The following is a 12,655-nucleotide window of genomic DNA, read 5'->3' on the forward strand; positions in this document are numbered from 1 at the left end:
AAGGTTCCGGAAAGCAGATGCTTACGGAACCTTTTTCGTTATGCCGAATGGCTTTTTTTCGTCTGAACGGTTTCCCCGGACTTGATACCAAGCGATACGAACAAGCCGATCACAGAAACTCCGATCAATATGATAAACAGAATATGAAACCCGGAGATTAAACCGATCAGTGCTGAAGAAATAATGCTTCCGAAATAACGGAAGGTGGAGAAAATCCCGGATGCGATGCCGGACATGCCCGGTTCTACCGTCGCAAGAGAAGATACCTGCATGCTCGTCAGCCCCGCACCTGACGCGATGCCTCCGACAATAAGCGATGCCATAAGAAACGGAACGGAATGGGAATAAACCAAAAGCAGAAATAAGAGATTGGCTACGGCCATCAGCCCGAAGGACAGAAAAATCATTCTTCGCGCGCCCCATTTCTGATGCAGCTGAGCTCCGCCCCAGTTGCTGGCGGACATGAAAACAGAAAAGACTGACAGCGCCATGCCGCTGTGCGACGTATTCATGCTGAAGTGGCCGGTCATAAAGAGCGGCATAATCAATAACACGGCGTACATCATTAAATTGCTTAACAGAACCGACAGATTGGCGCTCGTAAAGGTCGTGTTTTTAAACAGGTCAAAATCAATAATCGGATGTTTCGTGCGCAGCTCCCGCCTGAAAAATAGCGGAACAAATATGAGAATGAGCAGCGCGTACACCCAATAGCCCAAAGAGCTTTCATTTTTCGTCAGAAGAATAATAGATACAATGCTTCCGGCAAGCAAAACGGACCCGATGATATCAAGCGGAGCGTCAGACGTTTCTTCTTTATATTTAGGAAACATCACTAATGCCGTCACGAGTGCGATCGCAAGAAACGGAATGTTGACCCAAAAGATCGAATGCCAGCTGAAGCTCTCAATTAAAAGAGAGCCGATAAACGGACCGAGAGCCGCGCCCAGCCCGGCACCGAGGCCGAAAAAGCCGAATACTTTCGGAAGCCGTTTTTCAGACACGACATGGCGGATGATGGCGATGCTGTTTGGCGTAAGCAAAGCGCCGCCGGCAGCCTGAAGCGCCCGGAAGAAAATCAATAAGAAAAGACTTGGCGAGAGGGCGCACCCCAATGATGCGATGAGAAAAAGGCCGACGCCCCATAAATACATTTTTTTGTTTCCGTACATATCACCGAGTTTGCCGGCAATGGGCTGTGTCACGGCCATCACGATTAAATACACGGTCACTACCCATGTGATGCTGGCAATTGATTCGCTGAATGAGCGGGAAATGGATGAAAGGGCGACTGCGATCATCGTAGAATTGATGGGAACGAGTATGGCTCCCAGCAAAAGCGAAACAATCAGCGCCCATTCTTTCTTTGAACCCATCCTTCATCCTCCTTGGAGCCGGAAAATGACCGGCCGGTAATGCCTTTCATGAAAATCTCAGTGCTGTGTTTCAGCATCGTTTCCTCAGAGAGAGTAATGACTCTTTTCCCCAGCTGCAGCCGGTGTATAAAATAACCGAAAATCATCGTCATAAAGACGTCTGCATTAGCTTCTTCGCTGCCGGGGCTTATCATATTTTTCTTTGTCAGCTCCTTAAAGTAAACGATTAAATGCTTTTTCACGGATTGCGGATAGACGACAATATCCTGCAGGACTTCTTCGAATAGTTCCGGTTCGCGCAGGCAGATGCGGAACACTTCTTTTTTTTGTTCCAATTGCTGCAGAAGGGTCGCGGCGAAATGAAGAAGATCCTCATACAAATCGCCTTCCGTCTTAGTGATCATGCTTTCCGGAACCGGCGTCTGCTGTTCAATCATGGCTTTCATTAATCCTTGTTTGTTTTTAAAATTACGGAAAATCGTTGCTTCGCTTACTTTTGCTTTTTCTGCGATTTCCTTTGTTGTCGCTGCGCGGTATCCTTTTTGGATGATCAGATTCATCGCGGCGTCAATAATTCTCTTGTTCGTCGTCCTCAACATGTTTCACCTCGCGTAAATACTGGCAGGACAAGTATACACCCGCCCTGGCCGTCAATAAAGAGGGAAACCTAGCATGAAGCGCGTTTGACAATCGTAATCTTGCCGTTTGTCCCGTCCACCGTGACGATATCTCCGTCGTTGAGCCTGTCAGTCGCGGCACGTGTGCCGAGAACGGCCGGGAGCCCGTATTCTCTCGCGATGATCGCCGCATGTGACAGGATGCCGCCCGTGTCCGTAATGACGGCCTTTGCATCCTGGAACAGACTGGTCCACAGCGGTGTCGTCATTTTGCAGACAAGCACGTCTCCTGTTGAAAAACGGGAAAATTCACTTGCGTCACGAATGACTTTCACCGGGCCGCTTGCGATTCCGCTTGACGCCGCAAGTCCGTAAATTTGATGTTCAGTGTTTTTTTCATCTTCTGTGATGGAGCCGGTAATCTGTTCAGCCGTTTTCAGCTGTTCCGAAGTCGGAGTCCCGAGATAAGCGGGGGCTTCAAGCAATTGATATTGCTGGAAGAGCTGTTTTCGTTCAGCGGTTTTTTCCTGCATCGGAACCGGCGACACCAGCGCTTTCTCGACTTCATCGCTGTATAAGTACCACATATCCTCCCGATCATCGATTACGCCTTGTTTTTGAAGCAGCTCGCCGATTTTCAGAAGGCAGAGGCGCGCTTTGGCATCCAGCATCGCATCAATATAAAAATGGTGATCATCTTTGATGACGGATGAAGACAATGTCCACTGATAATAGCGGTCAAACGTCTCCCGAAAGCCGTCATCTTCAATTCTATCCATAAAGTCGGCGTAGAGCTGTTTTCGTTTTTCTATCGTTTTATGAAACTCACTGTCAAAATCGTATCCGTTCCGGACATAGTTCTGAATGTTGGCCAAGGCGAAATAAGGGTTTTCCGCCCAAGTTTCTTCAATGAGATCATGACTTTTCACGGATCTCCAGCCGTATTCCTGTAAAAATTCACCGACTTGTTCGAGAAAGCGTTTTCCCTCATTTGATTGCAGAAGCGTCTGATGCAGCTCGTCGGCATGAGAAACCGTAAAGACGCGCCGCAGCTCAGGGCTGTCTTTTACTTGTCCGGAAAGCAGCCAGAGCTGTCTGTCGGTTTCCAATGACTTATTCATGACGCCGGCAAGCATTTCATACAGAAGGGAGGTGTTTTCTTTCTCAACCTGTCCGTACATAGATTCCAGTATCATGTTTAACGCAACCTGCGGAAAGACAATATTGAAATGTTCTGCGTATCCTTTTAAATAGAAGTCTTGCAGGTTTCGGAACGCATCAAGGGCAGTCTCCGGCGTATGGTCTGTATGCGCCAGTTCATCCAGCTTTTGATAAAAAGGCAGAAAGGTTTCCTGAATAATATCGTACATGCGGTCAGCCAAGACGGGGAAAAGCGCTTCTAACTGTTCTGCGGGCAGCTTGTCGTCCGTCTTATGCTGTCTGGAAAAAACACGGCCCTGATGAAGTTTGACACGCTCGATTTCGATGCCCATTACAGGGAATGTCTTCGTGCTCTCTTTGAGGCCGTATTCCAAAGCCGGCACAATAAGTGAGGCGAATAACGGGCTGACGGGGCCTTCTATATTGGCCTCCATATTGAGCCAAAAATCTTTCTGATCCCGGGGCGTCATGATAAATTCCCGTTCTTCGTCTGCCGCTTTCTGATCCTGCACGATCGTTGTAATCGGCCTGGCCTGAAGCAGATACAGCTTATTTTCGGCAAATCCGAATTCGAGATCCACGGGATAACCGTACAGTTCTTCCGTCTTTATCGTCAGCATGGCAAGCTCTTTGACGCTCTCGTCATCAAGGCAGAAGCGGTTTCTCATGTCAGCGGACGTCTCTTTTTCCGTCACGCCTTCGTCTTTAGAAACGATATACATTTCTTTTAAGCCGATTTCTTTTTCAATCTGAAATGTGTCTTTATTGACGATAAATGTGTCGGGCGTCACGCTGCCGGAGACGATTGCTTCTCCGAGACCGTAGCTCGCGCTGATCATCAGTTCTCCGTCATCATGTGTGACGGGGTTGCGGCTGAAAATGACTCCTGAAACCTCGGAATTGATAAGCCCTTGCACGACAACGCCCATTAACGGTTCTGCGGTGTCATTGTTCATTTTCTCTTTATAACCGCTTACCCGCGCCGAGAAGAAGGAAGCCCAGCATTCTTTCACTTTTCCGAGAAACTCTTCTTCTGTTTTGATATTTAAATAGGTTTCGTACTGGCCCGCGAAAGAAGCCCCTTCAAGATCTTCGGACGCGGAGGAGGAACGTACGGCGACAGAGGCGTATGATTCTCTCAATTCATAAAACGACGCGGTCAGTTCCTCCCGAAGCTCTTTTGAAAACGTGCCGTTCATAATGGCGCGCTCCATCTGTTCCTGATCTGCTTGAAGCCCGTTGTCTTCCATAAAACGTGTCAGGGCATTCGTCTGAATGATGAAACCGCCGGGAACGGGCAGCCCGTTTTTCGTCAGTTTAATCAGGTTCATTCCTTTTGCTCCTGCAGAGCGGCTCGATTCTTCCGCTTTTTGAAATCGCACTGAATACATGCGGTATGACCCCCTTTTTTTCTTCATCCAAAAAAATGATAGTAAACACTATCATTACATTGTAAAGAGGGAGGAAGAAACTGTCAAAGATACAAAGACCTAAACCTTCTCATCCTTTCGGCTGAAGAAAGGTAATTCGATTCATCTGGTTAATGGTTCAATGGATTTATATTCACATTTTTTTTGACAGATGATTGAAGACTGCTGAAAAAGGGTATTGTGATAGCAGGGGAACGATTGTCCGATTCTTCATTTTTTACTATAATCAGATGAGATGAAGAATTCCCGAGGAGGGTTTTTGTGATTACAAAAGCCGTTTTTGCATTATGTTTCCCTTTTATGCTGGTCGTCCTTTTTACGCGCGTCACGTTTAACCACTATGTGGCGATCGCTCTCACAGCCGCACTGCTTTTCGCATCCTATTTAAAGGGTTATACCGAAACGTATTTTATCGTGGGATTGGATGTTGTATCGCTGGTGGCCGGAGGGCTGTACATGGCCAAAAAAGAAGCAGACAAAAAGAAAGACAATGCCTGACATGGTGAATATGAAATAGAATGCCTGCTTTTACGCCATAAAAGCAGGTTTTTTATACAAAAATTGACTTGGTAAAAACAAACCATCGAACTTTAGTTCGTATTTTTAGTGATTTTGCCCGTCATTGTGTTACTATATCAATAGGAAGATTTCGTAAAGAAACGGAGGCTTTTTTGTGAAAGATCGTTTTGAGTTAGTCTCGAAATATCAGCCCCAGGGAGATCAGCCGCAAGCGATTGAGAAGCTTGTCAAAGGCATACAGGAAGGCAGAAAACACCAGACTCTCCTGGGTGCGACAGGGACGGGCAAAACCTTTACCGTGTCCAATCTGATTAAAGAAGTGAATAAACCGACACTGGTCATTGCCCATAACAAAACCCTAGCCGGACAGCTGTACAGCGAGTTTAAGGAGTTTTTCCCGAACAACGCTGTCGAATATTTTGTCAGCTATTACGATTACTATCAGCCGGAGGCGTACGTGCCTCAAACGGATACTTTTATAGAGAAAGACGCAAGCATTAATGATGAAATTGATAAACTGAGACACTCCGCGACATCCTCTCTGTTTGAACGGAGAGATGTCATTATTATTGCGAGTGTGTCATGCATATACGGTCTCGGTTCACCTGAAGAATACCGGGAGATGGTCGTGTCGCTCAGACCGGAAATGGAAATTGAGCGGAACGAGCTGCTGAGAAAGCTTGTGGATATCCAGTATGCCCGCAATGATATCGACTTTCAGCGCGGGACGTTCCGCGTGCGCGGAGACGTTGTGGAAATCTTTCCGGCTTCCCGTGACGAACATTGTATCAGAGTGGAATTTTTCGGAGACGAAATTGAGCGGATCAGAGAGGTCGACGCTTTGACCGGAGAAATTCTCGGCGACCGTGACCATGTCGCGATTTTCCCGGCTTCCCACTTCGTCACCCGGGCGGAAAAGATGGAAAAAGCGATTCTGAATATTGAACAGGAGCTTGAGGAGCGCTTGAAAGTGATGCACGAAAACGGCAAGCTCCTTGAAGCGCAGCGGCTTGAGCAGCGGACGAGATATGATCTTGAAATGATGCGGGAAATGGGTTTTTGCTCAGGGATCGAGAACTATTCAAGACATTTGACACTCCGTCCGCCGGGCTCTACGCCATATACGCTGCTTGATTATTTTCCGGACGATTTTATGATTGTCGTTGATGAATCACATGTGACGATTCCGCAGGTGCGCGGCATGTTCAACGGTGACCAGGCGAGAAAACAGGTGCTTGTCGATCACGGGTTCCGCCTCCCGTCAGCGCTTGACAACCGTCCGCTCCGATTCGAGGAATTTGAGAAACACATGCACAATATCGTGTACGTGTCGGCGACTCCGGGACCGTATGAAATTGAGCATACGCCGGAAATGATCGAGCAGATCATCAGACCGACGGGACTCCTCGATCCCCTCATTGACGTCCGTCCGATCGAAGGACAGATTGATGATCTGATCGGCGAGATTCAGGCGAGGATAGAACGGAATGAACGCGTTCTTGTGACGACTTTAACGAAAAAAATGTCAGAGGATCTGACCGATTATCTCAAGGAAATCGGCATTAAGGTCAATTATCTGCATTCCGAGATTAAGACGCTTGAACGGATTGAAATCATCCGTGACCTCCGCCTCGGAAAACATGATGTGTTAATCGGCATCAACCTGCTGAGGGAAGGGCTTGATATTCCGGAAGTGTCACTTGTCGCCATTCTCGATGCGGATAAAGAAGGCTTCCTCCGTTCTGAACGTTCGCTGATTCAGACGATCGGACGGGCGGCCAGAAACGCGGAAGGCCGCGTCATCATGTATGCCGATAAAATCACGAATTCGATGGAAATCGCGATTAATGAAACGAAGCGCCGCCGGGAACAGCAGGAGCGCTTTAACGAAATTCACGGCATTACGCCGCAAACGATCAATAAGGAAATCCGCGATGTGATCCGCGCGACGCAGGCCGCTGAGGATAAAGAAGAATATAAAACAAAAGCCGCGCCTAAACTGGCGAAGATGACGAAGAAAGAACGCCAGAAAGTCGTTGAGCAAATGGAGCACGAAATGAAAGAAGCGGCCAGAGCGCTTGATTTCGAGCGGGCGGCAGAGCTTCGTGATTTACTGTTAGAGCTTAAAGCGGAAGGATGATGAACACATGGCAATTGACCGGATCGAGGTGAAAGGCGCAAGGGCGCACAATTTAAAAAACATTGATGTAACGATTCCGCGGGATCAGCTCGTCGTCGTGACGGGGCTGTCCGGATCGGGAAAATCATCCCTTGCCTTTGACACCATTTACGCGGAAGGACAGAGGCGGTATGTTGAATCGCTTTCTGCCTATGCGCGCCAATTTTTAGGGCAGATGGATAAGCCGGACGTCGATGCGATCGAAGGGCTTTCTCCTGCGATCAGCATTGATCAGAAAACGACGAGCCGCAATCCGCGGTCAACAGTCGGAACGGTAACGGAGATTTATGATTATCTCCGGCTGCTGTACGCGAGAGTCGGGAAGCCGCACTGCCCGGAGCACGGCATTGAAATTACGTCGCAAACGATTGAACAGATGGTTGACCGGATTCTTGAATATCCGGAGCGGACGAAGCTTCAAGTGCTTGCGCCGATCATCTCAGGCAGAAAAGGCGCCCATGTCAAAGTGCTTGACCAAATCAGAAAGCAAGGTTACGTAAGGGTGCGGATTGACGGAGAAATGGCCGAGCTTTCCGACGATATTGAACTTGAAAAAAACAAAAAGCATTCCATTGAAGTCGTCATTGACCGGATTGTCGTCAAGGAAGGGGTTGCCGCCCGGCTTTCCGACTCACTGGAAACCGCGCTCCGCTTAGGGGAAGGCCGTGTCATGATAGATGTCATCGGTCAGGAGGAGCTGATGTTCAGCGAGCATCACGCCTGTCCGCTGTGCGGTTTTTCTATCGGAGAGCTTGAACCCCGGCTGTTTTCGTTTAACAGCCCGTTCGGCGCCTGTCCGACTTGTGACGGTCTCGGCTTGAAGCTGGAAGTGGACCCTGAGCTCGTCATTCCCAATCCTGAGCTGTCATTAAAGGAACACGCCATCGCGCCGTGGACGCCGATCAGTTCACAATATTATCCGCAGCTGCTTCAGGCGGTCTGCCGCCATTACGGCATTGATATGGAGACTCCGGTCAAAGACCTGCCGAAGCATCAGCTTGATAAAGTGCTGTACGGCAGCGGAGATGAACGGATCTACTTTAAATACGAGAATGATTTCGGACAAGTGCGCGAAAATGAAATTGAATTTGAAGGCGTACTGCGCAATATTGAGAGACGGTATAAAGAGACAAGCTCCGATTATATCCGTGAACAGATGGAGCAGTACATGTCACAGAAGCCGTGCCCGACGTGCAAAGGCTACCGGCTGAAGAAAGAAGCGCTGGCCGTTTTGGTCAACGGGCGCCACATCGGCACCATTACCGAGCTTTCCGTCGGCGATGCGCTGGAATTTTTCAAAAAACTGACACTGTCTGAGAAAGATATGCAGATTGCCGATTTAATTTTAAGAGAGATTGTGGAGCGGCTCAGCTTCTTAGATAAAGTCGGTCTTGATTACCTGACGCTGAGCCGGGCGGCGGGAACGCTGTCAGGCGGAGAAGCCCAGCGCATCAGGCTTGCGACGCAAATCGGCTCCCGTTTGTCAGGTGTCCTGTACATTCTTGATGAGCCGTCCATCGGCCTTCACCAGCGTGACAATGACCGTCTGATCAGCGCGCTGAAAAACATGAGGGATCTCGGCAATACACTGATTGTCGTGGAGCATGATGAAGATACGATGATGGCTGCCGATTATTTAATAGATATCGGTCCGGGCGCCGGCATTCACGGCGGCCGCGTCATATCTGCAGGCACGCCTGAAGAAGTGATGAATGATGCGGACTCTCTGACCGGACGCTATTTGTCAGGGGCTCAATTCATCCCAATGCCTCCGGAGAGAAGAAAGCCTGACGGCCGGTTCATTGAAATCAAAGGCGCGTCAGAAAACAACCTGAAAAAAGCGAACGCCAAATTCCCGCTCGGCACTTTTACGGCGGTGACAGGTGTGTCCGGTTCCGGAAAAAGCACGCTTGTAAATGAAATTCTGCATAAGGCGCTTGCGCAAAAGCTTCATAAAGCCAAAGCGAAACCGGGAAGCCATAAAGAAATCAAAGGCCTCGACCACCTTGATAAGGTGATCGACATCGACCAGGCGCCGATCGGCCGGACACCGAGATCAAATCCGGCAACTTATACGGGTGTGTTTGATGATATACGCGATGTATTCGCGCAGACAAATGAAGCAAAGGTGCGCGGCTACAAAAAAGGCCGGTTCAGTTTTAATGTAAAAGGCGGGCGCTGTGAGGCCTGCCGCGGCGACGGCATCATTAAAATTGAGATGCACTTCCTTCCTGACGTGTACGTCCCGTGTGAAGTGTGCCACGGCAAACGTTACAACCGGGAGACGCTTGAGGTCACATACAAAGGGAAAAGCATTTCTGACGTTCTGGATATGACGGTGGAAGATGCTCTGTCTTTCTTTGAAAATATCCCGAAAATCAAACGCAAGCTTCAAACGCTTGCCGATGTCGGACTCGGGTATGTGACGCTCGGCCAGCCGGCGACGACGCTGTCAGGCGGAGAAGCGCAGCGCGTCAAGCTTGCTTCCGAACTGCATAAGCGTTCCACCGGCCGGACGCTGTATATTTTGGACGAACCGACGACAGGCCTCCACGTTGATGATATCGCAAGGCTTTTGGTTGTGCTTCAAAGACTCGTCGATAATGGTGATACCGTTTTGGTCATTGAACACAATCTCGATATCATTAAAACGGCGGACTACATCGTCGATCTGGGACCTGAAGGCGGAGCGGGCGGCGGCACGATCGTAGCCTCCGGGACGCCTGAAGAAGTTGTCGAAGTGAAAGAATCATATACGGGCCGCTATCTGAAACCGGTAATGGAACGTGATAGAAAACGGATGAAAACATTGCTGGCCGAAAAAGAAACGGCAGCCACGTAATAGATCAATAAAAACAGCCCAAAACTCATCGGTTTTGGGCTGTTGTTGTTACAGGCTTTTTTTCTGTTGGGGAAGCTGTCTGCTTAAATGCATTAAGTCCTGCAGAATATGGGTGCTGCTGCTGTCCAGCAGCACTTTTATATATTGGATATCATGGGAAATGGGAAGAGGGGCTGCTTTGATCTGTTCCAATTCAGCCAGCATTTCGCTGTTCATTCTTTTCTGTTCGCGAATTAAATTTCGAAGACTCTCTTCCGTTACTTGGGCGTTTGCGGGATCTTTCTCCATTTGTATGTCCTCCTTGCATACGGTCAGGCTTTGTTACATATTGTAATCGGTTCGGGGAAAAGATTCTATAGTGAAATCTCTGAAATCAAAAATTACGTATAACGAAGCATGTCCTTAGCATGAAAATGAAACCCGCCCATTCGTCATACGTATGTATAAGGAAGGGTTTTTACATCACGGCACAGGGAGTGTTTTTATTGAACCGAAATCAAGCGATTATCGCATCAATCTGTTATTTCAGCGTGTTTCTCGCGCCGCTCATTCTTCCGATTGTGGCTTACTTTGTCGTCGATGAAAAAGAGACGAAGCGGCATGCCATGCGCGCTCTGATTTCCCATATCATTCCGTTTGCGGGATTGCTGATTGTGACCGCGGGTGTTGTCGGCGGATTGATTACGGCTCAGGGGGAGAGTATGGTGCCCGTTTTTGTTATGATAACAGGAGCAGCTGTTTATTTTCTGATCCTCATCGGAATGGTCATTTGGAATATCGTGCAGGGAATTAAGGTGTTACGCCAGGTGTAAGAAAAGTCGGGGGAGGAGTTTTGTATGAAACAGGAGAAAGAACGGATTTTAAAGCTTGTGGAAGACGGCATGCTGACGGCGGAGGAAGCACTGACGCTCATTGAAAAACTGGATCATGAATATAAAGAAAAAGAAGAGCAGATCACCGCATTATCTGCGGAGGTCCAGGAACCTGCGGGAGATTTCGAAAGCGGGGCAAAAGGAAGCCAAAAGCCGTCGCTCGGGGCGAAGCTGTTCGACTGGATTGATTCTGCCGTCAAAAAAGTGAAGGAAGCGGATCTTGATCTGAATTTCGGCCACGCACACGAAGTGCAGCATATTTTTCAATTTAAAGACAGTGAATTCTCGGCCATTGATATGCAGATCGCAAACGGCAGCGTCAATATCGTGCCGTGGGCGGATGAAGATATCAGAGCGGAGTGCCAGGCGAAAGTGTACCGGGCGGACAGTCAGGAGGCGGCGCGCACCGCATTTCTTCAGCACATTGAGTGTGAAGTGAAGGGCAATAAGTTTTTTGTCCGCACGGAAAAGAAAACGATGAAAACCAATGTCACGCTTTATGTTCCCCAGAAAGAGTACGATAAGATAAGAGTGAAGCTGTTTAACGGACCGATCAGAGGGGAACATTTACATGTAAAAGAATTCTCGGCGAAAACGACAAACGGCGTTCTGTCATTCTCTCATTTGACGGCTGATAAAGCGTCGGCGGAAACGGCTAACGGACAAATCAAGCTGGCCGGACATCAATGCGGCGCGATTGAAGCGGAAACGATCAACGGCTTAATTGATTTGCGCGGATCGAGTGAATCCATTGACGTTCAAAGCTTTAACGGCAATATCATGCTTACCGTGACAGCGCCGCACTGCCGCTCCATCTACACGAAAACGACGACCGGAAACGTGGATATCGCTCTGCCTGATGATTCGGCGGTGAAAGCGGAGCTGAAAAGCAATCTCGGCTCTCTCAGCCATGAGCTGATTGATGCGGAAATTTTAAAGGAAAAGAATGATACCATTCAAAAAGAACTGATGCTGGCATCAAATCAAGGCCATGATCAGCATCTCTCGATTTTCTCAGAATCGTTAACAGGAGCCATTAAGCTCAAGCATACTCAGAGGTGATTGGATGAAAAGACTTTACCGTTCAGAAAAAAACCGTAAAATCGCCGGCGTTGTCGGCGGTTTGGCGGAGTACGTCAATATGGATGCGTCGCTTTTACGCATTATCACCGTTGTATTAGCGCTTGTCACGAGCGGAATCGTGCCGATTGTATATATTATCTGGTGTTTTGTTGTACCTTTAGAAGGAGATTTGAAATAAATGATCAAATGGGCAGTCAGCATTTTAGTAAATGCTTTATTATTAATCGTTATCGCGGGATATTTTGATTCCGTCCATATCAGCAGTATCGGAGCGGCTGTCATCGCCAGTGTGATTCTTTCTGTGTTAAATGTACTGATCAAGCCGATCATCGTCATATTGACATTGCCCGTCACGGTTGTGACCCTCGGCCTCTTTCTGTTTGTCATCAACGCCATTACGTTAATGATGACCGCAGCCTTGATGGGAGACAGCTTTCAGATTGATGGGTTCGGCACCGCCATTTGGGCATCCGTCGTGCTGTCCGTTTTCCACTTGCTGATCCAAAAAGGCATATTGGAGCCGCTTAGAAAAAGGTAAAAAACGAGCTGTCCCGAGAGGGCAGCTTTTTTATGTGT

Annotated in this window: 11 protein-coding genes; 7 read left to right on the forward strand and 4 right to left on the reverse strand. The window is 48.4% G+C overall.

Annotated features, from left to right (window positions below; translation table 11 throughout):
* Positions 1–38 precede the first annotated feature (38 nt).
* From SB724_RS11480 to SB724_RS11490, 3 genes are all read right to left on the reverse strand, one after another.
* Positions 39–1,376 carry an MFS transporter gene (locus SB724_RS11480; protein ID WP_022553858.1) on the reverse strand — a complete coding sequence of 446 codons (1,338 nt, stop codon included), beginning with the start codon at positions 1,374–1,376 and terminating at the stop codon, positions 39–41.
* Positions 1,349–1,972: a TetR/AcrR family transcriptional regulator gene (locus tag SB724_RS11485; protein ID WP_410571171.1), complete on the reverse strand. Its 624-nt coding sequence runs from the start codon at positions 1,970–1,972 to the stop codon at positions 1,349–1,351. The genes SB724_RS11480 and SB724_RS11485 overlap by 28 nt, the downstream gene beginning before the upstream one ends.
* Positions 1,973–2,043: 71 nt before the next feature.
* A complete protein-coding gene (locus tag SB724_RS11490; RefSeq protein ID WP_038460012.1) occupies positions 2,044–4,545 on the reverse strand; it encodes a PEP/pyruvate-binding domain-containing protein in 2,502 nt (833 codons plus the stop codon).
* Positions 4,546–4,845: 300 nt separating this feature from the next.
* On the opposite strand from SB724_RS11490, the gene SB724_RS11495 reads away from it, so the two are divergent.
* From SB724_RS11495 to uvrA, 3 genes are all read left to right on the forward strand, one after another.
* Positions 4,846–5,082, forward strand: a complete 237-nt coding sequence (locus SB724_RS11495; protein WP_003151438.1) for a CsbA family protein — start codon at positions 4,846–4,848, stop codon at positions 5,080–5,082.
* A 175-nt stretch (positions 5,083–5,257) separates the two neighbouring features.
* Positions 5,258–7,243 (forward strand): excinuclease ABC subunit UvrB, encoded by a 1,986-nt coding sequence (gene uvrB, locus SB724_RS11500; RefSeq protein WP_003151439.1) that lies wholly within the window; start codon positions 5,258–5,260, stop codon positions 7,241–7,243.
* A gap of 7 nt (positions 7,244–7,250) precedes the next feature.
* Positions 7,251–10,124 carry an excinuclease ABC subunit UvrA gene (gene uvrA / locus SB724_RS11505; RefSeq protein ID WP_101669670.1) on the forward strand — a complete coding sequence of 958 codons (2,874 nt, stop codon included), beginning with the start codon at positions 7,251–7,253 and terminating at the stop codon, positions 10,122–10,124.
* A 48-nt stretch (positions 10,125–10,172) separates the two neighbouring features.
* Here the strand turns inward: uvrA and SB724_RS11510 are convergent, their stop codons facing one another.
* Positions 10,173–10,412 carry a hypothetical protein gene (locus tag SB724_RS11510; RefSeq protein ID WP_038460009.1) on the reverse strand — a complete coding sequence of 80 codons (240 nt, stop codon included), beginning with the start codon at positions 10,410–10,412 and terminating at the stop codon, positions 10,173–10,175.
* 197 nt (positions 10,413–10,609) lie between these two features.
* Between SB724_RS11510 and SB724_RS11515 the strand changes: the two genes are divergently transcribed.
* From SB724_RS11515 to SB724_RS11530, 4 genes are read left to right on the forward strand one after another with little or no spacing between them, the layout of a single operon-like run.
* The gene (locus SB724_RS11515; protein WP_003151444.1) at positions 10,610–10,936 is read left to right on the forward strand and encodes a hypothetical protein; all 327 of its coding nucleotides are present in this window, start codon (positions 10,610–10,612) and stop codon (positions 10,934–10,936) included.
* A 24-nt stretch (positions 10,937–10,960) separates the two neighbouring features.
* Positions 10,961–12,058, forward strand: coding sequence for a DUF4097 family beta strand repeat-containing protein (locus tag SB724_RS11520; protein WP_265972840.1), 1,098 nt, complete (start codon positions 10,961–10,963; stop codon positions 12,056–12,058).
* Between the two features lie 4 nt (positions 12,059–12,062).
* Positions 12,063–12,257, forward strand: a complete 195-nt coding sequence (locus tag SB724_RS11525) for a PspC domain-containing protein (RefSeq protein ID WP_007407447.1) — start codon at positions 12,063–12,065, stop codon at positions 12,255–12,257.
* Complete coding sequence (locus tag SB724_RS11530) at positions 12,258–12,617, forward strand: phage holin family protein (RefSeq protein WP_007407446.1); 360 nt, start codon at positions 12,258–12,260, stop codon at positions 12,615–12,617. It abuts the gene before it with no gap.
* Positions 12,618–12,655: the final 38 nt, after the last annotated feature.

This window comes from Bacillus sp. SIMBA_031 (assembly GCF_046535225.1).
In the GTDB taxonomy this organism is placed as follows: domain Bacteria; phylum Bacillota; class Bacilli; order Bacillales; family Bacillaceae; genus Bacillus; species Bacillus velezensis.

Excerpts from the sequence above, each read along its gene's own strand:
- SB724_RS11480 (WP_022553858.1), bottom strand. The coding sequence starts at position 1,376 with ATGGGTTCAAAGAAAGAATGGGCGCTGATTGTTTCGCTTTTGCTGGGA.
- SB724_RS11490 (WP_038460012.1), bottom strand. The coding sequence starts at position 4,545 with ATGTATTCAGTGCGATTTCAAAAAGCGGAAGAATCGAGCCGCTCTGCA.
- uvrA (WP_101669670.1), top strand. The coding sequence starts at position 7,251 with ATGGCAATTGACCGGATCGAGGTGAAAGGCGCAAGGGCGCACAATTTA.
- SB724_RS11510 (WP_038460009.1), bottom strand. The coding sequence starts at position 10,412 with ATGGAGAAAGATCCCGCAAACGCCCAAGTAACGGAAGAGAGTCTTCGA.
- SB724_RS11520 (WP_265972840.1), top strand. The coding sequence starts at position 10,961 with ATGAAACAGGAGAAAGAACGGATTTTAAAGCTTGTGGAAGACGGCATG.
- SB724_RS11525 (WP_007407447.1), top strand. The coding sequence starts at position 12,063 with ATGAAAAGACTTTACCGTTCAGAAAAAAACCGTAAAATCGCCGGCGTT.
- SB724_RS11530 (WP_007407446.1), top strand. The coding sequence starts at position 12,258 with ATGATCAAATGGGCAGTCAGCATTTTAGTAAATGCTTTATTATTAATC.